The following is a 25,749-nucleotide window of genomic DNA, read 5'->3' as shown; positions in this document are numbered from 1 at the left end:
AGGTAAGTAGATGATTAAGGTATTACTAGTGGACGACCATGAAATGGTCCGACTAGGAGTCTCATCATATTTAATGATTCAGTCTGACATGGAAGTAGTGGGGGAAGCCAGTAACGGCTTAGAAGGCTATCATAAGGCCCTTGAATTACGACCAGACATTATCCTCATGGATTTAGTCATGGATGTCATGGATGGAATTGAAGCCACTCAGAAAATTATGGCAGATTGGCCTCAAGCTAAGATTATTATTGTGACCTCCTTCCTAGATGATGAGAAGGTCTATCCGGCCATGGAGGCGGGAGCTAGCTCCTACTTACTTAAGACCTCGTCTGCTGCTGAAATTGCCCAGGCCATCCGTTCTACCTATCAAGGGCATAAGGTGATTGAACCTGCCGTGACAGAGAAAATTATCGAGCACCGACTGGACCAAGCGCGCCCTAAGCCTCATGATGAGTTGACTAATCGGGAGTTGGATGTATTACGTCTAATAGGTCAAGGCTACTCCAATCAAGCCATTGCCGAGGAACTGGTCATTACCCTTAAAACGGTTAAGACCCATGTCTCCAATATCTTCACCAAGTTGGAAGTGGAGGATCGGACCCAGGCGGCTATTTACGCGGTTCACCATCATTTGGACGGTCAGTGAGCACCTAGTTAGGTCCTGTCTCAAGGACCATGCTATAATAAAAACAGCAAGTCAAGAGAAGGAGTGTAAGGGATGGAATTAAAAGTAGATCCAGCATCAGTTGCTTGGTTTAAGGAAGAAGTAGGATTGCCCCAAGGGGCTGGCGTACGTTTTTTAGTCAAGGTTTATGGTTGTAGCCCTATTAACAGCGGCTTTTCCCTCGCTATGGAAACCAACTACCCGAGTGAACCAGGTGTCACTTATGAAGCAGACGGCGTGCTCTTCTATATTGAGAGTCGTGACGAATGGTTCTTCGATGGACATGATTTGTCGGTTGAGTTTGATGAGGGTCATGGTGAGCCGGCCTATATTTTTGTCAAAGATGGGGTGGCTGTCAATCCCCTAGTGAAGGAGGCTTAAGACATGACTCAAAATCAACGCTATGGTTCGCAAAATAAAACCAACCAACTAGTTAAATTAAGTGTCTTTGTGGCCTTGATTATTATCCAATCATGGGTGCCTATGTTGGGTAACATTCCGACCCCAGTCTTATCCATTACTTACATCCATGTTACCGTCATTTTAGCAACTCTCTGGCTAGGTTGGAAAGAGGGCGTCTTGGTTGGGACGGCTTGGGGATTAAATTCTTGGATTCGTGCCCTAACTGCACCTGTGTCACCAATTCATGCCCAAGTCTTAAGTGATGTCATGGTCAGCGTCTTGCCACGTATGCTCATGCCATTGATTTTGGCCGGTTTGATTGTGGTCTTCAAGTCTTGGAGTAAAAATCCACGTCTAGTGGGAGCCTTGGCTGGCTTTAGTGGTAGTTTTCTCAATACTTTCTTGGTTTTAGGAGCTATGGTTTTATTCAAGCAAGAAACTTATATGACCATTCAAGGGGTAGACCAGACCGGCCTTTGGAAATTATTAGGGGGAATCATTGCGACCAACGGGATCTTGGAAGCTTTTGTGGCAGCTATTCTAACCCCAATTTTCTATCAAGTGACCTTACAACTGGCTAAGCGTCAGGGACAACATTAAGCCTATAAGAAGCGAACTTAGAAGGTTCGCTTTTTTTATGCTTTTAGGGCTTAGACTGCCTTGCTTTAAGCAAGATTTAGTTGACTTTTCGGCTATCTAGCGCACTAGGGCGACATTTTCATGAAAATATACGAACGATTGAGAATGGTTTTAGTAAAACATCATAGAATTTCTTGCTAGATTGACCTAATAATGATATAATGTAAGGGAATTCAGAGCGAGTTCACGAGTAAGAAATATTCAAAGGAGATGTTTTAATGAAGAAAGCTTTTGGATTAGCAGCTACAGCCTTGACAGTAGCAAGTTTGGTAGCACCTGTTGCCGTAAATGCGGCTGATTTTTCTGCAGTGATTGTCACAGACGTAGGTGGGGTAGACGACAAGTCCTTCAACCAAAGCGCCTGGGAAGGTCTTGAGCAATTCGGTAAAGAAAACAAGTTAGAAAAAGGGGTAGGTGGCTATGACTACTTACAATCCAATAGCGACTCTGACTATGTGACTAACCTTAACTCAGCAGTCCAAGCAAACTTCTCCTTAATCTTCGGGATTGGTTATAAATTAGAAGCTGCAGTCAAAGAAGCAGCCACTCAATACCCAGATAAGCACTTTGCTATTGTGGACTCTGTAGTTGACTTACCAAACGTTGCTTCCTTGACCTTCAAGGATAATGAAGCAGCTTTCTTAGCAGGGGTAGCCGCTGCTAAGACCACTAAGACCAAACAAGTTGGTTTTATCGGTGGGGTCGAAGGTTTCGTTATTGACCGTTTTGAAGCTGGTTTCGTTGAAGGCGTAAAAGCAGTTGATCCTTCTATCAAAGTTGAAGTTCAATACGCAGGTTCATTTGCTGATGCAGCTAAAGGGAAACAATTAGCTGCTGCTATGTACTCAGGTGGTGCAGATGTTATCTTCCACGCTTCTGGTGGTACCGGGAACGGTGTCTTCTCTGAAGCTAAGGATATCGTAACTAACGATCCTAAACGTGAAGTATATGTTATCGGGGTTGACTTAGACCAAGATGCAGAAGGTCTAGTCACTGTAGATGGCAAAGAACGTCACTTAACTTTAGCTTCAACACTCAAAGGGGTAGGCTCTGCGGTTAAGAAGTTCGCACAAGAGACCAAAGAAGGTCAATTCAAATCTGGTAACACTATTTACGGCTTGAAAGACGGCGGGGTTGACTTAACGACTGCCCAATTATCACCTGAAGCTAAAAAAGCTGTTGAAGAATACAAAGCTAAAATCGTCAAAGGTGAAATCACTGTACCTGAAAAACCAAATCGTTAATAAAGGATTAGGTACTAGGAGCTGGGGCAACCTGGCTCCTTTTTTGAAAGTAAAATGCACTTATAAAATAAGGTAAGTATTAATTAAGAAGGAGGGATTCTATGGAAACAGTGACGCATCCAGTGATTGAAATGCGTGGCATTTCCAAACAGTTTGGGACATTTTTTGCCAATAAAAATATTAACCTCGAGCTCAAGAAGGGCGAAATTCATGCCTTGCTTGGTGAGAACGGGGCGGGTAAATCCACTCTGATGAACATTTTGTCCGGTCTCTTACAACCGACTGATGGGCAGATTTATATGAATGGCCAAGCGGTTAACATTGCCAATCCAACGGTCGCTAATAACCTACATATCGGGATGGTTCACCAGCACTTTATGTTGGTAAATGACTTTACGGTCGTTGAGAATATCATGTTAGGGAATGAAATGGTTCAAGGCTTACGTTTGGACTATAAGAAGGCCAAGGCTCATATTATGAACTTATCCAAGCAATATGGTTTAGCCATTGATCCAGACGCTAAGGTTGCCAACATCACGGTGGGGATGCAACAGCGGGTGGAAATCCTCAAGACCCTCTATCGTGGCGCCGATATTCTGATTTTCGACGAACCAACGGCAGTTTTAACACCACAAGAAATCGATGAACTTATGGTTACGCTCAAGTCCTTAGCGAGTGAGGGTAAGTCCATTATTATCATTACCCATAAGTTAGCAGAAATTAAGCAGGTAGCTGACCGTTGTACTATTATCCGGCGTGGGGAGTCCATTGATACGGTTGATGTAGCCACTACTTCTGCTAAGGAATTAGCCGATATGATGGTGGGACGTTCCGTCTCCTTCAAGACCGAGAAGAAGGCTGCTAGTCCTGGCCAGGTCTTCTTGAATGTGGAAGACCTAGTGGTTAAGGATGAACGGGGCATTGTTGCTACTAAGAACTTGAGTTTCCAAGTAAGACGTGGCGAAGTAGTGGGGATTGCCGGGATTGACGGGAACGGTCAGTCCGAGCTAATTCTAGCACTTGCGGGCCTCATTCCAATTGAAGCAGGTAAGATCGAATTGGGCGGCCAGGATATTGTAGGTAAATCTCCACGTCAAATTACGGAGTTAGGCTTTGGTCATATTCCTGAAGACCGCCACAAATATGGGTTAGTTTTGCCTATGAAGGTTGAGGAAAACTTAGTGCTCAAATCCTACTATCATACGCCATACTCTGAAAAAGGCTTCTTACGATTCCAAGCTATTGAGAAGAAGGCCAAGGCCTTGATTGAGCAGTATGATGTGCGGACCGTCTCTGAAAAAGTCCCAGTTAAGTCACTCTCGGGCGGGAACCAACAAAAGGCCATTATTGCCCGTGAGTTAAGCTTGAACCCTGATTTCCTGATTGCAGCTAACCCAACTCGGGGCTTAGACGTAGGGGCCATTGAATTTATCCATAAGGCCTTGATTGCTGAACGTGATGATCAGAAGGCTGTCCTCTTGATGAGTTTCGAATTAGACGAAATTCTCAATGTATCTGATCGCATTATTGTCATGCACGACGGCCATATCATGGCAGACATTCCGGCATCTGAAACCAATGAACAAGAAATCGGCTTGATGATGGCGGGGACCTCTTATGAAGAAGTATTAAGCCATCGTCAAACAGGAGGTGACGCTAATCATGAAGGATAAACTACGTGCCGTTTTTGTTCCGATTGCATCTGTTGTGATTGGGATTATCGTGGGAGCCTTGATTATGTGGCTCTTCCGTTATGATGCGGTTAAAGGTTATGAGGCCCTCTTCAATGGAGCATTTGGTAAACCATTCAATATTGGTCAGACTCTACGGGCTGCCACTCCACTTATGTTAACAGGTTTAGGCTTCGCAGTAGCCTATACGGCTGGTTTCTTCAACATCGGTTTGGCTGGTCAGGCCCTCTGTGGTTGGTTAGTCTCCGTTTGGGTGGGGCTGACTTTAGGTGATTTACCATCCTTTATCGTCTTACCAATTGCCATTGTAGCTGGGATGGTGGCAGGTGCCCTCTGGGCAGCTATCGCTGGTTTCCTTAAGGCTTACTTTGATACCAGTGAAGTCATTGTGACCATCATGCTCAACTATACGGCGATTTATTTATCAGACTATCTCTTGCGTAATGTCATTACCAGCCGTTTGGATGCAACGCCTATCTTGAAAGACAATGCTACCTTAAAAATGCAGTGGTTGTCAGACTTGACCAATGGGTCTACCTTACATGCTGGTATTTTCATTGCAGTCTTAATGATTCTAGTCGTTCATATTTTAATGACGCGTACGACCCTTGGGTTTGAACTCAAAGCCGTAGGGATGAACAAGTTTGCCTCAGCCTATGCGGGCATGAACGCAAAACGTAATATTATCCTATCTATGGTCCTATCTGGTGCTCTTGCAGGTCTAGGTGGGGTCATGAACGGGCTAGGTGAGTTCCGTAACATCTTCTTGATGAATGGTAAAGCACCAGATATTGGCTTTGATGGTATGGCCGTTGCCCTTTTAGGGATGAACAATCCAATCGGAATTTTCTTCTCAAGTATTCTCTTTGGTGGTCTCAAGACCGGTGGGAACTTGATGCCTTTGGCTGCTAAGATTCCGAGTGAAATCGTCAACGTCGTCATTGGCTGTATTATTTTCTTCGTCGGATGTAGCTATATCTTCCGCTTCATTATGGAGAAGGTTCGCAGCAATAAAGTCAGCAGCAAGGAGGGAGCATAATGCAAAATATACTCGCTTTAGTTGTATCCAATGCGCTCTTGTACGCAACACCGCTGATTTTTACTGCCCTTGGTGGCGTCTTCTCTGAGAGAAGTGGGATTGTTAACGTAGGCTTGGAAGGAATCATGGTCATTGGGGCCTTCTCATCGGTTGTCTTCAACTTGACTTTTGCCGGTCAATTTGGCGATTTCACCCCATGGCTAGCGCTCCTAGTCGGTGGGCTTTGTGGCTTGCTCTTTGCCTTGATTCATGCGGTAGCGACCGTTAATTTGCGGGCTGACCACATTATTTCAGGGACCGTGCTCAACTTGATTGCACCATCCTTGGCTATCTTCTTAACCAAGGTACTCTTCCAAGGTAAGGGTCAAACAGACTCGATCAAAACCAAGTTTGGTAAATTTGACTTCCCAGTCTTATCAGATATTCCAGTCATTGGGCCTATCTTCTTCGCCAAGACTTCTATCTTGGCTTATGTGGGGATTGTGCTAGCCTTTGTGGTCTGGTATTTAGTCTTCAAGACGCGTTTTGGTTTGCGCTTGCGGTCAGTCGGGGAGAACCCACAAGCTGCCGATACCTTGGGCATTAATGTCTACCTCATGCGATATTCTGGCGTCTTGCTTTCTGGCTTACTAGGTGGGATTGGTGGGGCAGCCTACACCCATACTATTTCAGAAAACTTCGCGGTATCAACCATTGCCGGTCAAGGTTTTATGGCCATGGCCGCTATGATTTTCGGTAAATGGAACCCAATTGGGGCCATGTTAGCAGCTATCTTCTTCGGTTTAGCTCAGTCCTTGGCCGTTATCGGGGCTTCTATTCCAGTTATTAGGGATATCCCGTCAGTTTACTTGCAAATTGCACCTTATGTGATTACAATTATTGTATTGATTGGTTTCGTTGGTCGCTCCAAGGCGCCAGAAGCCGTTGGTACAACCTATATCAAATCAAAATAAGAGGAGAAAGACCCGTGTTGGCTCCATTCAGGGGCTGGCACGGGGCTTTTTTCCTAATGAAGGAGAGAAAGCCATGCAAGAATGGCAAGCTGGCATCCACTATCAGGCGGTTGCCTCCACTAAATATAAAACCAACCAAGTCATTATAAAGGCTATCTTACCTTATCAAGCTGAGCGGGCGGCAGCCTGGTCCTTGCTGGCTCGTATGATGGAAGATGGGAGTGACCGTATTCCAAGTAAGGCGGCCCTAGAAGGAATTTTGGCCCAACTCTATGGTGCCTCTCTATCAGTAGGGGTCCAACGTAAGGGGCATTTTCTAGAATTTGTTATGGCAAGCCAAAGTGTTCGGCCAAGCTTAGTCCAAATGCCTGACTTAGTGCCGGCTTGGCTAGACTTAATGGGGCAGTTGTTGTTTGAACAGGAGTCGCTAGCCCTAGCCTTGCCGCAAGCTCAGGCTCGTTTTGAACGGGAGCAGGTCTTTCAGCTGCAACGCATTAAGCGGATGAGCGATGATAAACGTCGCTTGGTGGTTCAAAAACTTTACCAGGAGCTTTACCGTGAGACTCCTGATAATGCCTTGGCAAATTTAGGGGATGAGGCCAGAGTCCAAGCCCTGACCCTAGCTGACCTGGCTAAGGCTCATAAGGAAATTTGCCAGGAAGCCCAATTCTATCTTGTCAGCAATGGTGATTTGACCGATAGTGACTTGATTAAGTGGCTAGAGAGCTGGTCACTAAAGGGCCGCCAGGCTGACTGGGATTATGGTGATAACTATCTGGCCTTAGATCAGCGTCTGTCATTGGATTCTGTTGGCCAATTAATTGAGGAGAAGGTCCAAGGCCAACAAGCTAATTTGGCCATGGCTTTTGCCTTCCCGCCAGCCAAGAGCCTTAAGGAACGTATTATACTTCAAGTGGCTAATGGGATTTTTGGCTATCTGCCAGTCTCTCGCCTCTTTACAGAAATTCGGGAGAAGCAGAGTTTGGCCTATGCCATTCATTCTGGCCTAGATTTTCATCGCTCTTTTGCCTTGGTTCGGGCGGGCATTAGTCCCGATAAGGTGGGACACGTCTATGAAGAAGTCCAAGCCCAGTTGGCGGATTTAATGGCCAGCCTGGAGGAAGGAGACTACTTAGAGGAAGTGAAACTGACTCTCTTGAGTGCTGATGTACAGTCGCGAGACTATCAACATTTGGAGACGGATAAGATGATTGCCCAGGATTTGTACCCTGACTTCGATTTGTCGACAGACTACTTTGAATCAGTGGTGAGAGCTCTCAAGGCGGAAGAGGTCATTGCTTGCTTAGGTAAATGGCACTTGGTGGGGGCCTATGCCCTAGTAGGAGGTAAAGATGAAAGAACACTATCATAAAGTTTTGGATGAAACCTTCTTTGAAAAGGTCTTGCCTAATGGTTTAACCGTTCGCTTGGTACCTAAACCAGGTTACCACCGCAGTTACGGAATTCTGACGACACACTATGGTTCGGTGGATCAAGTGGTGCGAGACAAGGAAACGGGAGAAGAAAAGACCATTCCTGCGGGAGCTGCCCATTTCTTAGAACACAAGATGTTTGAAGGCCAGGGAGGGCTAGACGCCTTTGCACTCTTTATGAAGCAGGGGGCTATGGCCAATGCTTTCACCCACTACTTCCAGACTTCCTATCTATTCTCTGCTTCCTATTATATTGAACGCAATGTCGAAACCTTGCTTGATTTTGTGCAGACACCTTATTTCACACCAGAAGGCATTGAGAAGGAAAAGGGCATTATCACGCAAGAGCTCTATATGTATCAAGATGATCCTCTCGGGGTCTCCTATCAAGCTCTCAATCAGGCCCTTTATCCTGACCATCCTTTAGGCATAGATATCCTGGGAACGGAAGAAAGCATTAAGGCCACCACTTATGAAGACCTACGCTTGGCTTATGATACTTTCTACCATCCAAGCAATATGAATTTGATTGTGGTAGGGAACTTTGACCCGCAAGCTTTGCTAGCTGTTATTGAAGCCAATCAGGCCCGCAAAACATTTGAGCCACCTCGCTATCAAAGGGTAGAAGAAGGGGTGACAGCTCCCGTTCTGCCTAAAACTCAGCTTGAGCGGGACATCAGTCAGCCAATTATCGAGTTGGCTTGGCGCTTTTCACCACAAAAATTATCGGGCCTAGAAATGATTCGCCAACGCATTATAGGAGAAGTCTTCTTCGAATTGCTAATGGGACCTATGTCGACAGCCTATGCTAGCTGGTACCAGCAACAATGGGTAGATACCAATTTCTACCAGTCTTATCAGTTAGACCATATGATGCACCATTTGGCTATTCATGCCCAGAGCCATCATGCGCCAGATTTGATTGCTGCAATCAAGGAACTCTTGGCTAACTGGCAGCAAAACCCTGATTTGACTGAGGAACAGTTGAAACAAGTGGTGACAGGGCGCGTTGGTGATTTCTTACAGCACCTGAATTCCTTGGAGTTTATCGCCTATGAATTGATTGAAGCTGTAATGGATGGCTATGAATTGGCCGATATCCTAACTTGCCTTCAGGAAATCAAACTGTCAGACCTCCAGGACTTTGGTCATCAAGTGCTCTCAGGAGCCTCAGAGGCAGTTGAGGTTCTAGTTAATCCCATAACTGAATAAGCCGAGAGGCCAAGTCCTTAGTGGGACTTGGCCTCTTGATTTTTTAGCAGAAGTTTTACAAGTTTTGGAGAAAAAGATTAACTCCCCTAGTCAGAATATGATATAATACTTCTTGAATGTAGAAAGAAAAGGATGAACGGCGATGAGTGAATTAGGAACAAAATTACGCGATGCCCGCATTGAAAAAGGCTATACCTTAAATACCTTACAACAAATGACAAAAATCCAAAAAAAATACCTAGTGGCCATTGAAGAAGGGCGCTTTGAAGAAATTCCTGGTAACTTCTATACTAGAGCTTTTGTAAAACAATATGCTGATATGGTAGGTCTAGATGGGGATAGTCTACTCTTGGATTATCAAAGTGAGATTGAAGCGGTGGAGCATGGCTTGTCTCAATATGAAGAGCAGGAGACAGAAGCTATGCCAAGTCGTTTGAATCGTAATCAAGCCCAATCCGAGCAATCCCTCTTAGACCGCTACGCTAAGCACCTACCGGTATTAATGTTGGCCGGTGTCTTCATTCTAGTCATGGCCTTTATTACTTGGACCATTTACTCTGTATCCCAACGTGAGCGCCAACAACAAGCCAATAGTTCTAGCGCCACTAGCTTGGTATCATCAGTAGAACCAAGTTCGGCAGCCCAACATGCAGCTAGCAGTAGTAGCGAGACTTCTTCCCAAGCGAAGATTGACGGCGCTGAATTCTTTGGTGATGTCCAAGGAAAGCGCGTATCTGGTGAAGGCGAAGAAACAACCTACGAGCTCTATGCGCCGATGAATAAATTTAAGTTCACAGTTAAAGGCAAGAATTATGTCTGGGTAGGTGTCTATGAGGATGAGGAAATCACCATGGATACGACGGTAACTGAAGGTGAAACCTTAGATATTAAGGTCAAAGGCCAAACCCGTAGCGTACGCATACGCTTGGGCTACCCTGAAGGGGCTGAGATTCAGGTGAATGGTAAGACTGTTAAAATCGCCAACGACTATATCACGGATTCTATTGTCTTCCGCCTACATGCCGACCAGCCAACTGGCTCAAGCACTAATGAAGCTAATCAAGGCGCCGAAAATCAACCAGGCCAAGAGCAAGGTCAAAACCAAAATCAAGCCCAAGGTCAAGGCTCTTATCAAGGTCCAGCCGTTCTGGATCCGAACCGCCAACAGAACAACAATAACAATGGGCAATAAGGCCTAGTCTAGAGGGAGGATTGTCATGAATATCGCCAATAAGTTAACACTCTTGCGCATGCTGATGATTCCGGTCTTTATCCTTTTGGTCTTAAATCCTTCGGCTGACCAAGTTGTGTGGTTAGGAACCGCCATTCCTATCAATCAAGTCTGGGCTGCCTTGGTTTTTGCTCTAGCAAGCTTTACGGACTTTTTGGATGGCTACCTAGCTCGTAAATATCATCTGGTAACCTCCTTTGGGGCCTTCTTCGATCCTATGGCTGATAAATTGTTAGTCATGGCGGCATTGATTTTGTTAGTTCAAGTCGCTTCTGTTCCGGGCTGGATAGTCTTTATCATTTTAGCCAGAGAATTGATGGTAACGGGCCTGAGAGTGCTGATTGCCCAATCCAATGGGAAGGTGATGGCAGCGGCTATGCCGGGTAAAATTAAGACAACAACGCAGATGCTAGCCATTCTTTGCTTCTTACTGCAAGATCTAGGGCGGTCAGTTTGGGGCTTCTCCCTGGCTAATCTCTTACTGTATGTCTGCCTCTTCTTCACCATTTATTCGGGTTTGGAATATTTTTATCATGCCCGCCATGTCTTCTCTGATGGACTCAAATAAAGCCAAAAGTAAAAATTAAAAGTCTGAATCCATGATTCAGGCTTTTTAGTTTGCTTTTTTAGACTGATTTTGGGCTATAACAGGAGAAGAAGGGGAGATAGGAAGTAAAATAGGCTAGTTTTATACAAAATTAGTTAGGATTATGCATCTGATTTTTAATTATGGTTGTCTACAATATGCCTGTAACATATTTGTTATCCGCCAACCCTTGTAAGTTTCCGTGACTTTGATACAATAGGAATGAAGTAACTATCGAAAGGAAGGTGTCGTATGCAACTCTGGATTTTAGTATGTATTTTACTGGTTGTAGCCATCGTCTTATTTGCCTTATCCATTTATGTCAAAGATGACAACGTTCAGGATCAATTGGATGAGTTTACGGCTCAGCAATCACAAGAATTCTATGCCATGAAGACGCGTTTAGCTGAGCTTGAGAAAGCAGCTCGTGAGCAAGAAGCCGTCAAAGTTGAAGTACCTGAACAAACAGGTAACCACTATGTGGAAGCTGAAGCAGAACCAGCTTTAGAAGTTAATCTTGACGACGTGTCTGATTTAACTCGCGAAGAAGTAATCCGTCTCTACTCACAAGGTTACACCATGCATGAGATTTCTCACCATGTGGCCTTATCTCAAGAAATTATCCAATCTATCGTTGACGATTACATTGAGAACCGTTAACAGACGACAAGGAGGAATAGTATGAAATTATCGCGTAACACCTTACGCTCACTGGCTGTCGGCGTCTTAGCCTCAGCAGTGGTTACGGCTGCTTTTGCCCTGTCACAAGGTCAATTGCCTGTCCAAGGTGTCAATGGGACTAATGTCTTGAATGGCGGGACAACGACAGCCAACGCTGATCAACAAGCTCGTCTTGATGCCTTATCAAGCGAAAAGTCAGCTTTGGAATCAACCCAAAACACCTTGAACGCGTCCTTAGCTTCGCTTAAGGAACAAGCTTCACGCCAAAGCAGTGAGTTAGAAGCCTTGAAGAGTCATTCAACTTCATCTTCAAGTACAAGCAATGAATCATCAAGCACTTCAAGCGAAGGTTTAAGCTCAAGTTCTAATGAAGCAAACCAAGCAGACACAACAGAAGCAAGTCAAGAAGAAACCAATCATGCGGGTACTACTGGTACTACAGCACCTAGCGATGGGCAATGGACCACTGAAGGTGGTAACTTCACTGTTAACCCAGGGGACACATCCGAAGATGTTGCTCAAAACTTGTATGATGCTGGGATTATTAGCTCACCAGATGTCTTCTTGGAAGTGGTAGATCAATGGGATTTATCAACCCTTCTGATTGCAGGGACCTATGAGTTGAATTCAGGCATGAATGTTAATACAATCGCAGAAATTTTAACTAACGGGGCCTACTACTGGCAACCATAGTAATAAAGAGGTGGGGTTGAATACTCCACCTCTTTTTTTGTGCAAATAATAGGGAATAAGTAGATAAATTTAAAAAAGTGGCAAAATCATGAGAATAATCAGCGTCTGGACTAGAATTTTTTCTCATAATTGTGTAAAATAGGGAAGAGAGTATCTAGATTGCATTAGGAGGCGATTAAATGGAAGATACAAAGAAACACCGCGTATTGATTATTGAGGATGAGAAAAACCTAGCCCGCTTCGTTGACTTAGAACTTCAACACGAAGGTTATGAGACAGCTATCTGTCATGATGGGCGTAAGGGCTTGGAGACTGCCCTCAATCAGGAGTGGGATGTCATCCTATTAGATTTAATGTTACCTGAATTGAACGGTCTGGAAGTCTGCCGTCGCATTCGTCCCATTAAGGACACCCCTATTATTATTATGACGGCACGGGATTCGGTTATTGACCGCGTATCTGGTCTAGACCAAGGGGCAGATGACTACATTGTTAAGCCATTTGCCATTGAGGAATTGTTGGCACGCTTACGTGCACTTTTCCGTCGCATTGACCATAACAAGGAAGAGAAGAATCAATCCCAGCAGTCTTCTGTTAAATACCGTAATTTGGTCATCGAGAAGAAAGGCCGCATTGTTAAACGTGATGATCAAGTCATTGATTTGACCAAGCGTGAGTACGAACTCTTGCTCTACTTGATGGAAAACCTCAATACGGTTATGTCTCGTGAAGTCCTGCTAGACAAGGTCTGGGGTTACAAAACGGAAGTCGAAACCAATGTGGTGGATGTCTACATTCGCTATCTCCGCAACAAAATTGATGTTCCTGGCAAGGATTCTTATATCCAGACCGTTCGCGGGACAGGCTATGTCATGAGAACCTAGTCATGAGATTACTGAGTTTTCAGCTTAAACAGCCACTTTCGCTTAAATGGAAGTGGACTATCTTGTTATTTTTAGTTTTTAACTTAATCGGGGTTGCCAGTTTGATGGGCTACCGTCATTTGAGTCAAGAACAAGCCCTCGCCGCCATCAAGGCTAATGGCCAGATGCGCTTGGATCAGACGCAGTCTGTTCTCAAGGCAGCCAAATTAGATATAGATCGACTGGGGACCAATGCAGAAAATGCCTCAGCTGATGACTTGTCGCTTTTAACGGCCTTAGAAAATTCTGAAACTAGTTTGCGCCTCTATAATAGTGCCAATCAGTTGGTCTATGAGACACGGCGATTGGATGTGCCGACTGTGGCGGCCTCGCCACAAGTGGATATCTATCCTTATAAGAAACAACTTTTTGTGATTGGTACGGTTAGTTTGCCAGGAAGGGATGGGACTGCGGGTACCCTGCAGTATATCTATCGCCCCCTACAATACCAAGATTGGCTAGCTAAACAGCAACAATTAATTAACTGGGTCTTGGTTGCGATTCTAGTAATTTCCCTTGTTTTTGCCTATGGCTTGGCGCGCTATCTCTTGCTTCCTCTGGAGTATCTTAATAATACACTGGACTTGGTGGAAGAAGAGAGTTTGTCGACCATTCGAGTCCGTAAACCGCGCAGTAATGACGAATGGAGTGACTTGAACATTCACGTCAATCGCCTCCTGGACAAAATTGATGGTTATGTTCAAAATCAAAAGCAATTTGTGGAAGATGTTTCTCATGAGTTGCGGACGCCAGTCGCCATTGTTGAAGGTCATTTGCAGATGCTCAATCGTTGGGGCAAGGATGATCCTGAGATTCTAGCGGAGTCGATTGATGCCTCCTTACAAGAAATCACCCGTATGAAAGACCTAGTCCAAATGATGTTAGACTTATCGCGGGCAGAACATGCTGAAGTCGACTATAAGGATGAAATGACCGAAATTTATGCCACTACTCGCCAGGTCTTCAACAACTTCGTAATGCTTTACCCTAACTTCCGTTTTTATTTGGACTCGGAAGGAGAGGACAAGGAGCTTTACGTCAAAATCTACCGCAATCATTTTGAACAGATTTTGATTATTCTCCTAGATAATGCGGTTAAGTACAGTACCAATCGCCAAGAAATCCATATCGCGGTGAGTGCTTCCTTCACGACAGTCGAAATCGCCATTCAAGATTTTGGTGAGGGCATGAGTCAGGAAGACAAGCAGAAAGTCTTCGGCCGCTTCTACCGTGTGGATAAGGCGCGTTCCCGCCAGAAAGGTGGGAATGGCTTAGGCCTCAGTATCGCCAAGCAATTGGTAGACAGTTACAAGGGCCGTATCTATGTGGAGAGTGTGCTTCACCATGGTTCTATCTTCTATGTAGAATTCCCAATTTTACTAGATAAAGCAGAAATTGAGAAGAATAAGAAGAAGGTTTTAACCAAGAGTCTATAATTTTGAGAGGATGGGAAACTTCCCATCCTTTTATTTTTGCTTGTATTTAGCCCAATCAGCCCTAGGGCTAGAGGAGGATTTTAGCTTGGACGAGACGAAAATACTTGAAAAAGGGTCCGTATTTTTATATAGTTAGAAGGTGAAAACTTTCGGAAATGAGTGAAGTAATTTTGAAAAAACAACGTAATTGGCAATTGATGGCCCTCTTGGTCGTCGTTGTATTGATTGCATCAGGCTGTGTGTCCTATGATGCTAATGGTCAACCTTATGGGGCGGTCTACGAATACCTGGGTAAACCAGCCGCTGCCTTCCTAGACTTCTTAGCGGGCTTCTTATTCAACAGCTATGGTTTAGCTATTATCATTGTGACCTTGCTGACGCGGGTCTTCATGTTGCCATCCTCCCTGAAGATGACGCGTGATACCATGATTAGCCAGGCGCGTATGAAGGTGGCCCAACCAGAAATCAACGAGATTCAAGAAGAAATCAATGCAAGTAAAGATCCAGCAGAGCGTGCTCGCTTGCAACAAGAGTTGATGGGTGTCTACAAAAAATACAACATCAACATGTTGGGTGGCCTATCAGGCTGCTTGCCATTGCTCTTACAAATGCCAGTCATCTCGGCCGTTTATGCAGCCATTCGCACTTCGTCAGCCATTCAAAACTCCACCTTCTTAGGTATCCAATTAGGGCAACGTTCAACCCTCATTGTGATTCTGGTGGTTGCTGTATCGATTCTTCAAAGCTGGCTTATGCAAAAACAAATGCCAAGCACGCCAGGTAATGAGAAGGCCGGTCAAACAAGCCAAGTCATGTTCTGGATGAACCCAATCCTCTTTGGTTGGATGACTTGGACCACAGACGCTGGTTTAGGTCTCTACTTCTTGGCAGGGGCAGTCTTCATGATTGGCCAACAACTCTACACCAACCATGTGGTTAAACCAAAGATTCAAGAAATCATCGACCAAGACATGGCCAACGTACAGGCAACTCCACGCCGTCCGCGTAAAGACGTAACGGCCCAAGCAACCAAGGAAGCTAACCGTAACCGCTTGGTTCCAACTAAGAAAAGTGTTGGGGCAGCAGGCTCCAAACGCCGCAATGCAGGTAAACAAACACGACGTTAATTATATGATGAGAGGCTGAGAAATCTCAGCCTCTTTTACTTTTGTCACAAGACAGGGAGACTTAGAAAAAGTTAGGACTAGCATGAGAGCAAGTAAGCAAAAAAGTCCCTAAAAATAGGGTTTGAAACTTTTCTAATGGGGCCTTTTGTGGTAGAATAAAACTATTGATTTACTGCAAGTAATGGAAGGTATGGAGGTTCGAAATGTCAGCAAGTCGTGGGTTACTCATTGTCTTATCTGGCCCGTCCGGAGTAGGGAAGGGAACAGTGCGGGCAGCAGTCTTTGCCAATAATCAGTTTCAGTATGTATACTCAGTGTCAGCCACTACACGCGCGCAGCGCCCAGGGGAAGTTGATGGCAAGGATTATTATTTTGTAAGTCGCGAAGAGTTCGAGACCATGATCCAAAATGAGGACCTACTAGAATATGCTGAATATGTGGGCAACTATTACGGTACCCCTATTCAGAAAATTGAAGAAAACCTAGCGGCTGGTCACGATGTCTTCTTGGAAATTGAAGTTCAAGGTGCCATGAAGGTTAAGGAGCGTATGCCAGAAGGAATCTTCATCTTCTTAGCACCACCTAACTTGGAAGAGCTAGAATCCCGGATTACAGGTCGGGGCACAGATGCCGCGCATGTCATCCAAGAGCGCATGGCGACGGCCAAGGAAGAAATCGAATTGATGCAGCATTATGACTACGTCGTAGTTAACGACCAAGTCCAACATGCAGTCGACAAGATTAATGCCATTATTCAATCAGAACATCTCAAGGTCGAACGTGTAGTGGATCAAATCCGACACGACATGGAAACTTATTACGAAAAGGAGCGGATTTAGCCATGATGTTATACCCATCAATTGATAAATTATTAGAGAAAGTACCTTCCAAATACAGCTTGATTATTTTAGCTAGCAAACGATCACACGATTTGCAAGTCTACCAGAACCCACAACTAGACAAGTATGAGTCAGTTAAGGCCGTAGGTAAGTCACTCGAAGAAGTCATTGACGGCAAATTATATATCAAAGAAGACTAGTCAAGAAACTACTATGAGGACGTGTGTATGCAGTTCATATCATAGTAGTTTTTTCTACAAATTCCCCTGAATTCATTCGGAGAAAGGAGCCTGCCCATGTTTGTCAAGGTGATTGTCGATATTCCGGCTGCCCAGGTCAATCGACCCTTTGATTACCAAGTCCCTGAGGCTTATCAGGATAGTCTACAACTCGGCATGCGGGTACAAGTTCCTTTCGGCAATCGCCAACTGCTTGGCTTTGTGGTGGGCATCCACCATACCAGTGACTTCAAGGGGACACTCAAACCCATTACAGCAGTCCTAGATTATGAATCCTTTATTAACGAGGAGCTACTAGACCTGAGTGAGCATTTGGCCCAGACCTTACATGCCTTCCGCATTAATGTCTTACAAGCCATGTTGCCTGCCATGCTCAAAGTCAAATACCAGAACATCTTTCTGATTCATCAGCCCCAAGGTCTCAGCGACTATGAGCTACCAAGTGACTGGCTCAATCAGAGTCAACTTGACAAGGATCAGGTAGAGGCGCAGTTAAGTCGCAAGCAAATCAAGCAACTATTAGACCAAGGCGTCCTGGAGTTGGTCTATCAGGTCCAAGACCAGACCACTACTAAGACTCAAACCATGATTGAGTTGGCTATGCCGGCTGAGTCAATCAAGCAAATTATCCAAGACTTACCCGCTAGAAGCCAGAAAGTAGCCCAGCTCCTGACCTATCTCTTAGCATCAGGTCAGCCCCAGTGGGAGCAACAAGCCCTTTTGGCGGCAAGCCAAGTCAGCGCCAGTAGCTTAAAGACGGCCCTCAAACATGGCTATATCAAGTCCCAAAAGGTCAGCGTCTATCGGGATCCTTTGGCTCATCTGGAGGTTGAGCAGAGTCAAAGTCGAACCTTGACTGAGGCTCAGAAGGCGGTCTATGAGCAGGTGGCCCAAGCATTAGAAGCACATCAGGATCAGACCTTCCTGCTAGAAGGTGTCACCGGCAGTGGCAAGACTGAAGTCTATCTCCAACTCATGGCTAAGGCCAGCCAAATGGGGCGGGGCGCTATTCTCTTAGTTCCTGAAATTGCCTTAACCCCGCAAATGGTACGTCAGGTTAAGAGTCGTTTTCAAACTGGGGTGGCGGTTCTGCACTCAGGTTTGACTAATTCCCAGAAATACGATGAGTGGCGCCGCATTATCCGCGGTCAAGCTACCATTGTCGTGGGTGCTCGCTCTTCGATTTTTGCGCCTATTCGTGATTTAGGCCTAGTCATCATTGACGAAGAACATGAGACCACCTACAAGCAATCGGATACGCCACGCTACCATGCTAGAGAAGTGGCTATCTGGCGCTGCCACTATCACCAGGCACCGCTGCTTCTGGGATCTGCGACCCCTTCACTGGAGTCTCGCTCTCGAGCCCAGGTAGGGCGCTACCAACATCTACGCCTGCCTGAACGTGTGAACGGACGACCTTTGCCACCCGTTACCCTAGTAGACATGACTAAGGAAATGGCCCAGCAAACGACCGACGAGCTGTCCTCTGTGCTTAAAGACAAGATTACCGACCGGCTAGCCAAAGGGCAACAGATTGTACTCTTACTCAATCGGCGAGGCTATGCCTCTTATATGCTCTGTCGGGAATGTGGCCAAGTCATTCAATGCCCGCGTTGCGATATTTCCTTAACCTATCACAAGCATGAGCATCGGCTCAAATGCCATTACTGTGACTACCAAAGCCCAGTACCTGACCGCTGTCCTAACTGCCATAGTGACTATCTCAGAACTTTTGGCTTAGGAACCCAGAAGATTGAGGAATTACTCAATCAGCATTTTCCTGACGCGCGTGTAATCCGCATGGATATGGATACCACACGCAAGAAGGGCCAACACGAAGCCCTCTTGGATCGCTTCCGTCGCCATGAGGCAGACATTCTCCTAGGCACTCAAATGATTGCCAAGGGTCTGGACTTTGAGGCCGTGACCCTAGTTGGCGTAATCAATGCGGATACGGCTCTCAATCTGCCGGATTTCCGAGCAGGGGAAAAGACCTTCCAACTCTTGACCCAAGTAGCCGGTCGTACTGGCCGGGGACGTTTCGAAGGTGAGGTCCTGATTCAAACCTATAATCCAGACCACTATGTTATGCAATTGGCCCAGCAACATGATTATGAGTCCTTCTTCTACTATGAGATGAAGCGACGTCATCTAGGCCATTATCCGCCTTATTTCTATACCACTTTAATTACTATTTCTAGCAAATACCAGGCCAAAGCCCAAGCTATGAGTCATCAAGTTAAGCAAGCCCTCTTGGCAAGCGGGGCAGCGCTTGAGATTCTAGGCCCCAGCCAAGGCGCGATTGCTCGGATTAATGAACGCTATTATTTCCAACTCTTGCTCAAGTACAAGGATGGTCAAGTCATTAAGGAAAGCCTTGGGGCCATCTTAGACCAATCCCAGCTTGAAGCCAAGCAGGGGATTTATATTACCATTGACCACGAGCCACTCTTTTTCAACTAGCGAGGTGTATCGAACATGAAAAAAATTATCTTTATGGGAACGCCACAGTTTGCGGCAGAAATTCTCCAAGGCTTACTCGAGCATGCCTCCTACCAGGTCATTGCGGTAGTGACCCAGCCTGACCGTCCGGTTGGCCGTAAACGGGTCTTGACTCAGTCACCTGTTAAACAATTGGCCTTGGCTCATGATATTCCCCTCTATCAACCTGAACGTATTAGCCGTTCTGAGGAGTTAGAAGAACTGATAAATTTAGATGCCGACATTATTGTGACGGCAGCTTATGGCCAGTTCATTCCCACTCGTCTCATTAACTCAACACCCCATACGGCCATTAATGTTCACGCTTCGCTACTACCTAAGTATCGTGGCGCCGCGCCTATTCACTACGCCATCTGGAAGGGCGATCATGAGACCGGTATTTCTATTATTTACATGACCAAGGAAATGGATGCGGGTGATATTCTTGCCCAACGTTCCTGTGTCATCGAATCAGATGAAACCGTAGGGGGACTCTTTGAGAAGTTAGCCATTATTGGACGAGAATTACTTCTTGATACCCTATTCAAACTTTTTGCAAATGAGATTACAGCTGTCGAGCAAGATGTCAGCCAAGTGGTCTTTTCGCCTTCAATTACCAAGGAACAAGAACAGCTTAACTGGCATGAGTCTGCTCACCAGGTAGACTGTCATGTTCGGGCCTTCAATCCTTTCCCTTCGACTTATACGGTCTTAGGTGACTTACGGATTAAGGTTTGGGCAGGAGCACCCATGGTTTATGAGCCAAGCCCAGAAGATCAGGCTGCAGAGCCAGGTACCATTCTGGCCTATAAACGTAAACACCTGATTGTGAAGTGTGGTCATCATTCCTATTATGGCATCCGTGAGTGGCAGGAGTCTGGTAAGAAGCGCCTGAGCCTAGAAGACTATTTCAAGGGCAATGATTTAGCGCAATTAGCGGGCCAAGTTTTCGCTTCGCCTCAAGTAGAAGAAGAGGAAGCTCATGAAAGTTAAGCCACAAGCCGCTAAGCGGCTCAAGCATAATGTTCGCTTTCAGGCTTTGCAGCTCTTGGTAGAGATTGACTGGCATGATCAATATTCCAATGTCCTTCTCAATCGGGCGCTGAGCCAGTCAGAACTCAAGCCAGTCGACCAAGGGCTTTTGGTTAATTTAGTCTACGGTAGCATCCAGCATCGTTTGACCTTGGATTTCTACTTGGAACCTTTCATCAAAGGCAAGAAGTTAGAGCCATGGATTCGTAGCCTTTTAAGAATGACCGCCTATCAGATGCTTTATCTGGAGCGAATTCCAGACCATGCAGCCATTAACGAAGCGGTTAATATCGCCAAGCTTAATGGCCATGCAGGACTGGCTGGTCTAGTCAACGGCGTCTTGCGCAATTTCCGTCGTCAGGAACTGCGCTCCTTGGATTCAGTGACAGATCCAATTGAAGCCCTCAGCATTCAATACAGTGTCGCCCCTTGGATTGTGGCCCTCTTACAAAAACAGTATGATCAGGCAAGCTTGGCTGATTTACTGGCTAGCCTTAACCAACGGCCACGCCTAACGGCTAGAATTCAAGCCCATCCTAATGAGCGCGACCAAATCCTGGCCCAGCTAAGGGCAGCCGGCTATCAAGTTGAGGCCGGCAACCTATCGCCCTATGCTATTGAAAGCTTAGATGGTCGAATCATAGAGTCGCCAGCCTTTCAAGCAGGGCGTTTGACCATTCAAGATGAATCTTCTATGTTGGTGGCCCCAATCGGCCGGCCAGTAGCAGGCCAACGACTCTTGGATGCTTGCAGTGCGCCCGGAGGCAAGGCGACACATATGGCCTTTCTACTGCAAAACGGTCACTTGGATGCCTTAGATATTTCTCAAGCCAAGCTAGACTTGGTGGCGGGGCACATGGAACGCCTAGGTTTAAGCCAGCAAGAGGGCTTGACTATATCACTTCATGCTACAGATGCCTTAGACTTTATGCCCCCAAGTGGGACACTCTATGATATAATCTATTTGGATGCACCATGTTCAGGTCTCGGCCTCATGCGTCGCAAACCTGAAATTAAATACACTAAGCAAGCAAGCGATATTGAAGCACTTAGCATGCTTCAGAGTCAGCTCTTAGACCATGTTGCCAGTCTACTCAAACCAGGCGGAACCTTAGTCTATTCAACCTGCACCTTGGCACAAGCTGAAAACCAAGACCAGGTCAAGGCCTTCTTGGCAAGACAGTCTGACTTCCAACTCAGTCCGATAGGGCCAGAAGAAGTCCAAGGGGCCTCAGTTCTGACTGCAGATGGCATGATTGAAGTCTTGCCACAAGACTACTTGACCGATGGCTTCTTCATTGCACGTATGACCAAGTCAGCCTAGCTTGCGATAAAATCAACTTATGAAGGAAACAGAGGTGACTACATGAAACTTGCACTAAGCTCCAATATCGGTAAGCGTCGAACGACCAATCAGGATTACGCGGATTATTTTCTAAATGATTTTGGCCAACTCTTGCTCATCCTCTGTGATGGGGTTGGTGGCCATTTGGGTGGTGACGTAGCCAGCCAACGCACGACGCAATATATTGGACAATATTTCCAAGATTTGAACCAAGCCTTAGCACCTGATCAGGTAGCAGCTTGGATTGAAGGGACCTTACAGCTTGTCAACAAGCAAATTTATCAAGAAGCCCAAGCCGACAAGAACTTAAACGGCATGGGGACTACTATTGTCTTGGCCTTAATTGTCGATGGCACTATTTATTTAGGCCATGTAGGGGATAGCCGCGCTTATATCTATAAAGAAGGCAAGCTCCAGCAATATACGGAGGATCATTCCTTGGTTAATGAATTGATTCGTGCTGGGGAAATTACCTTGGAAGAATCTTATCTTCATCCTCATCGCAATGCCGTCACCCAATCCATTGGTTTGACGCATCCACTTGAGGTAGCCATTCAGACCGTTCCAAGCCAGGAGGCTGAGATGTTGCTCCTTTGCTCAGATGGTTTGACTAATATGGTGACGCCTGAGGCCTTGGAAGAGCTCTTCCGATCATCGCGCCAAGAGGCTAATTTTGCCCAACAATTAATTGCAGCAGCTAACGAAGCTGGAGGCATGGATAACATTTCCGTTATTATTGCTTCAGACTTAAGCACTGAAAACTTAGAGGAGGTATCTGAATGGAAATAGGCGATAAATTATCAGGCAGATACCTGCTGACAGACTTTATCGGTCAGGGCGGGATGGCCAATGTTTTCCTAGCCCAAGACTTAATCTTAGAAAGACAAGTAGCCGTTAAAGTCCTGCGTTTTGACTTCCAAGACAACCAGGATGCCATCCGTCGCTTCCAACGTGAAGCTATGTCGGCTAGCCAATTGCTGCACCGCAACATCGTCGAAATCTATGATGTCGAGGAGAAAGAAGACCAGCAATACATCGTCATGGAGTATGTGGATGGGACAGATCTCAAGACTTATATTCGTCAAAATGCGCCCCTATCCTTAGAGCTAGTGGTACTGATTATGAGTCAGATCCTCTCGGCTATTGAAGTGGCTCATAAGAACCAAATTATTCACCGGGATATTAAGCCTCAGAATATTTTGATTACCAAGACAGGTGCTATTAAGATTACCGACTTTGGGATTGCCATTGCTCTGTCGGATACTTCCATCACGCAGACTAATACCCTCTTGGGTTCGGTTCATTACCTGTCACCTGAGCAAGCGCGTGGTAGCAATGCCACCGTTAAGTCAGATATCTATGCCCTAGGGGTCGTCCTCTATGAATTGATTACTGGCTCTGTGCCATTTGATGGTGAATCAGCTGTCTCCGTGGCCCTCAAGCACTTCCAGGAAGAATTTCCACGTATCCGGGACAAAATGGACTATGTACCGCAAAGCTTGGAAAACGTGGTCCTCAAGGCTACTGCCAAGGACCCAGCTAATCGCTACGATTCTGTTCACAGCATGTTAGCGGACTTGTCGACGGCACTCAATGCGAGTCGTATGAATGAGCCGGTCTTTGTCCCTAATGCCAGTGGTCAGGCGCGAGTTCAAATGAAACCTATTAAGCCAGTCAAAACACCGGTTGCGTCTCCAATTGAAGCGCCAGAACCCATCGATTATGATGCCTATCAACGCATTGACGAGGTAGCGCCCTTGGACAAGCCACGACGTAAACGTCGGATTGCGGCCTGGCTCTTGGCCATCATCAGTCTCTTAGTCATTTGTGGCGGGGTCTATATCGCCTATACGCGCTTGACCGAGTACACTTCTGTGCCAGAAGTGGCCAAACTCAGCAAGGATGAGGCGGTACAGAAAATTCAAGCAGCCAATCTACAAGTGGGGGCCATTAAGCAGACTTGGAGTGACAGTATTCCTCAGGGTCAGGTGATTAAATCAACACCAGGCTCTGGCGCTCGGATTCGTAAGGCTTCAACAGTCGACTTAGAAATCAGTAACGGGAAAGAACAAGTTGAAATCGGCAACTATGTCGGTCAAGACTATGAATCGGTTCGCTCCCAATTGACCGCGGCTAACTTTATCGTAGAGCGTCGTGACTTTGCTTCGACGCCAGAGAATAATGGGAAGATTTTAGCCCAAAGCGTGGAACCAGGTTCCAAGGTGGTGCCAAGCACTACTTCCCTAGTCTTTACTGTAGGGAAGGTGGCAGACTCCACCACCATGCAGGACTTCAATAACCTACCACTGGAAATGGTGCAAAACTTCGCGGAAGCTAACGGATTGACTGTTGACGTCAGAGAAGACTACGATAATGACATTCCAAAAGGGCGTGTCATCAGCCAAAGTCCTAAATATGGCGTGGCTTTAAGTCAAGGCGATACCATCAAGGTTACCGTTTCTAAAGGGCGCAAGGAAGAGAAGATCCTGACGGCCGTTCAACGGGTAAATATTGAGTACGTGCCAAAATATGCTAGCACGGACGTCAACCAACGTAACCCATTGCCGAATAAGATTCAGGTCTTCATTGGCGATAGCCGCAACAATATTAATACGCTGGCCCAAGAATTTGAGATTTCAGAATCACGTAGTATCGAGATTCTGCTCTATATTATGGAAGGCGGCGTTGGTCAATACCGCGTCATGCGGGATGGCGAAGTCATTGCTGAAAGTAATGAAGTCTATCCAAATGATAATTAACCCTAAGAGGCTAGAAACTTCTAGCCTCTTTTTGATGGGAAAATATGAGTCCTGATTAGTCTAGGCTGTCCTGTCAGCCAGAACTGACAAGGCGCTTAAAATATGGTACCATTAAGTCAGTATAAAGCAGAGGGTGACAGTATGGCAGAAGACAAAGTAATCATCAAAGAAGGCATTATTTCCCAATCTCTTAGTGGCTTTTATTCAGTGCGGTCTGAGGGCCAAACCTATGTGACCAAGCCCAGGGGAAATTTTCGCCACCAACAGCTCAAGCCTTTGGTGGGAGACCATGTTACCTTTGAATGGGAGGAGGGCTTAGACCCCAAGGCCGACCAAGCCTTAGGACGCTTGATTGAGGTCCTGCCTCGTCGTAATCAATTCGTTAGACCAAGTGTGGTCAATGTGGATGATGCGCTCGTGGTCATGTCGCTGGTGGAGCCGGACTTCTCCTACTCCCTAGTCGACCAATTTTTGGCCTCTGTGACCTCCCATGGCATTGAACCCCATTTGGTTCTGACCAAATACGACCTCCTGCTAGCACAAGAAGGGGAGAAACAAGCCCAAGACCGTGTCGCCCAGATACAAGCTCTTTATGAGGCGGCTGGTTATACAGTAACTGTCATGGATCCTGCATCGGATGCGCTTGCTAATCTTAGTCAACTCTTGCACCAAGGACTCTACGTGGTCATGGGCCAGTCTGGGGTCGGTAAGTCCACCTTACTTAACCAGCTACTACCTCAAGCTGACATTGAAACCGGCGAAATTAGCCACTATCTGGGGCGTGGGCGCCATACCACACGGGAAGTGAACCTCTATCCCTTGAATCAGGCTTTGATTGCTGACACGCCAGGATTTTCTGCCCTAGATTTCGAGCAGATTGAGAAGGAGCAAGTGACCCAACTCTTCCCGGAAATTCAAGAACTCAGTCAAGAATGCCGCTTCCGTTCCTGTCTTCATTTGGAAGAACCAGGTTGTGCGGTTAAGCAAGCGCTAGAAGCGGGAAGTTTGGCTGCTAGTCGCTATCAGTCCTATTGTCAATTAGTCCAAAAAATTGATCAGCGCAAACCCCAATATCATCTTAAAAAACGCCGTTAAGGAGG

At 46.0% G+C, this 25,749-nt stretch carries 24 protein-coding genes; all 24 read left to right on the top strand.

The features are described from left to right. The first annotated feature begins 10 nt into the window (after positions 1 to 10). Positions 11 to 646 (top strand): response regulator, encoded by a 636-nt coding sequence (locus GCWU000182_RS00685; RefSeq protein ID WP_023390801.1) that lies wholly within the window; start codon positions 11 to 13, stop codon positions 644 to 646. Positions 647 to 718: 72 nt separating this feature from the next. Next, the gene (locus GCWU000182_RS00680; RefSeq protein ID WP_023390800.1) at positions 719 to 1,045 is read left to right on the top strand and encodes a HesB/YadR/YfhF family protein; all 327 of its coding nucleotides are present in this window, start codon (positions 719 to 721) and stop codon (positions 1,043 to 1,045) included. 3 nt (positions 1,046 to 1,048) lie between these two features. After that, on the top strand, positions 1,049 to 1,666 hold the full coding sequence (locus GCWU000182_RS00675; RefSeq protein ID WP_023390799.1) for an ECF transporter S component: 618 nt from the start codon (positions 1,049 to 1,051) through the stop codon (positions 1,664 to 1,666). A 257-nt stretch (positions 1,667 to 1,923) separates the two neighbouring features. Next, on the top strand, positions 1,924 to 2,949 hold the full coding sequence (locus tag GCWU000182_RS00670; protein ID WP_023390798.1) for a BMP family lipoprotein: 1,026 nt from the start codon (positions 1,924 to 1,926) through the stop codon (positions 2,947 to 2,949). A 101-nt stretch (positions 2,950 to 3,050) separates the two neighbouring features. After that, a complete protein-coding gene (locus GCWU000182_RS00665; protein WP_023390797.1) occupies positions 3,051 to 4,622 on the top strand; it encodes an ABC transporter ATP-binding protein in 1,572 nt (523 codons plus the stop codon). Beyond that, positions 4,612 to 5,679, top strand: coding sequence for an ABC transporter permease (locus GCWU000182_RS00660; RefSeq protein ID WP_023390796.1), 1,068 nt, complete (start codon positions 4,612 to 4,614; stop codon positions 5,677 to 5,679). The genes GCWU000182_RS00665 and GCWU000182_RS00660 overlap by 11 nt, the downstream gene beginning before the upstream one ends. Continuing rightward, the gene (locus tag GCWU000182_RS00655) at positions 5,679 to 6,632 is read left to right on the top strand and encodes an ABC transporter permease (protein WP_023390795.1); all 954 of its coding nucleotides are present in this window, start codon (positions 5,679 to 5,681) and stop codon (positions 6,630 to 6,632) included. The genes GCWU000182_RS00660 and GCWU000182_RS00655 overlap by 1 nt, the downstream gene beginning before the upstream one ends. Positions 6,633 to 6,705: 73 nt before the next feature. Beyond that, a complete protein-coding gene (locus GCWU000182_RS00650; RefSeq protein WP_035363812.1) occupies positions 6,706 to 8,004 on the top strand; it encodes a M16 family metallopeptidase in 1,299 nt (432 codons plus the stop codon). Next, entirely contained in the window at positions 7,985 to 9,277 is a 1,293-nt protein-coding gene (yfmH, locus tag GCWU000182_RS00645) for an EF-P 5-aminopentanol modification-associated protein YfmH (protein ID WP_023390793.1), read from the top strand. Before GCWU000182_RS00650 ends, yfmH begins: the two co-directional genes overlap by 20 nt. A 142-nt stretch (positions 9,278 to 9,419) precedes the next feature. After that, positions 9,420 to 10,469, top strand: coding sequence for a helix-turn-helix domain-containing protein (locus GCWU000182_RS00640; RefSeq protein ID WP_023390792.1), 1,050 nt, complete (start codon positions 9,420 to 9,422; stop codon positions 10,467 to 10,469). A 25-nt stretch (positions 10,470 to 10,494) separates the two neighbouring features. Beyond that, positions 10,495 to 11,076, top strand: a complete 582-nt coding sequence (pgsA, locus tag GCWU000182_RS00635; RefSeq protein WP_023390791.1) for a CDP-diacylglycerol--glycerol-3-phosphate 3-phosphatidyltransferase — start codon at positions 10,495 to 10,497, stop codon at positions 11,074 to 11,076. Positions 11,077 to 11,346: 270 nt separating this feature from the next. Next, positions 11,347 to 11,754 (top strand): hypothetical protein, encoded by a 408-nt coding sequence (locus GCWU000182_RS09525; RefSeq protein WP_023390790.1) that lies wholly within the window; start codon positions 11,347 to 11,349, stop codon positions 11,752 to 11,754. A 21-nt stretch (positions 11,755 to 11,775) separates the two neighbouring features. Next, complete coding sequence (locus GCWU000182_RS00625) at positions 11,776 to 12,468, top strand: endolytic transglycosylase MltG (RefSeq protein WP_023390789.1); 693 nt, start codon at positions 11,776 to 11,778, stop codon at positions 12,466 to 12,468. Between the two features lie 179 nt (positions 12,469 to 12,647). Then, on the top strand, positions 12,648 to 13,352 hold the full coding sequence (locus GCWU000182_RS00620) for a response regulator transcription factor (protein WP_023390788.1): 705 nt from the start codon (positions 12,648 to 12,650) through the stop codon (positions 13,350 to 13,352). 62 nt (positions 13,353 to 13,414) lie between these two features. After that, on the top strand, positions 13,415 to 14,827 hold the full coding sequence (locus GCWU000182_RS00615; RefSeq protein WP_246269774.1) for a sensor histidine kinase: 1,413 nt from the start codon (positions 13,415 to 13,417) through the stop codon (positions 14,825 to 14,827). 155 nt (positions 14,828 to 14,982) lie between these two features. Continuing rightward, the gene (gene yidC / locus GCWU000182_RS00610) at positions 14,983 to 15,954 is read left to right on the top strand and encodes a membrane protein insertase YidC (protein ID WP_023390786.1); all 972 of its coding nucleotides are present in this window, start codon (positions 14,983 to 14,985) and stop codon (positions 15,952 to 15,954) included. A 203-nt stretch (positions 15,955 to 16,157) separates the two neighbouring features. Then, complete coding sequence (gmk, locus tag GCWU000182_RS00605; RefSeq protein WP_023390785.1) at positions 16,158 to 16,793, top strand: guanylate kinase; 636 nt, start codon at positions 16,158 to 16,160, stop codon at positions 16,791 to 16,793. Positions 16,794 to 16,795: 2 nt separating this feature from the next. Continuing rightward, the gene (rpoZ, locus tag GCWU000182_RS00600; protein ID WP_023390784.1) at positions 16,796 to 16,993 is read left to right on the top strand and encodes a DNA-directed RNA polymerase subunit omega; all 198 of its coding nucleotides are present in this window, start codon (positions 16,796 to 16,798) and stop codon (positions 16,991 to 16,993) included. Between the two features lie 96 nt (positions 16,994 to 17,089). Then, positions 17,090 to 19,495, top strand: coding sequence for a primosomal protein N' (priA, locus tag GCWU000182_RS00595; RefSeq protein WP_023390783.1), 2,406 nt, complete (start codon positions 17,090 to 17,092; stop codon positions 19,493 to 19,495). Between the two features lie 15 nt (positions 19,496 to 19,510). Next, positions 19,511 to 20,506: a methionyl-tRNA formyltransferase gene (gene fmt, locus GCWU000182_RS00590; RefSeq protein ID WP_023390782.1), complete on the top strand. Its 996-nt coding sequence runs from the start codon at positions 19,511 to 19,513 to the stop codon at positions 20,504 to 20,506. After that, positions 20,496 to 21,869, top strand: coding sequence for a 16S rRNA (cytosine(967)-C(5))-methyltransferase RsmB (gene rsmB, locus GCWU000182_RS00585; RefSeq protein ID WP_023390781.1), 1,374 nt, complete (start codon positions 20,496 to 20,498; stop codon positions 21,867 to 21,869). The genes fmt and rsmB overlap by 11 nt, the downstream gene beginning before the upstream one ends. Positions 21,870 to 21,911: 42 nt before the next feature. Further along, the gene (locus GCWU000182_RS00580; protein ID WP_023390780.1) at positions 21,912 to 22,679 is read left to right on the top strand and encodes a Stp1/IreP family PP2C-type Ser/Thr phosphatase; all 768 of its coding nucleotides are present in this window, start codon (positions 21,912 to 21,914) and stop codon (positions 22,677 to 22,679) included. After that, positions 22,670 to 24,649 (top strand): Stk1 family PASTA domain-containing Ser/Thr kinase, encoded by a 1,980-nt coding sequence (gene pknB / locus GCWU000182_RS00575; protein ID WP_023390779.1) that lies wholly within the window; start codon positions 22,670 to 22,672, stop codon positions 24,647 to 24,649. The genes GCWU000182_RS00580 and pknB overlap by 10 nt, the downstream gene beginning before the upstream one ends. Positions 24,650 to 24,790: 141 nt before the next feature. Beyond that, a complete protein-coding gene (gene rsgA / locus GCWU000182_RS00570; RefSeq protein ID WP_035363809.1) occupies positions 24,791 to 25,744 on the top strand; it encodes a ribosome small subunit-dependent GTPase A in 954 nt (317 codons plus the stop codon). Positions 25,745 to 25,749: the final 5 nt, after the last annotated feature.

This window comes from Abiotrophia defectiva ATCC 49176, from assembly GCF_000160075.2.
GTDB lineage: Bacteria > Bacillota > Bacilli > Lactobacillales > Aerococcaceae > Abiotrophia > Abiotrophia defectiva.
The sequence above is the reverse complement of the archived record's forward strand: the minus strand, read 5'-3'. Positions and strand labels throughout refer to the sequence as shown.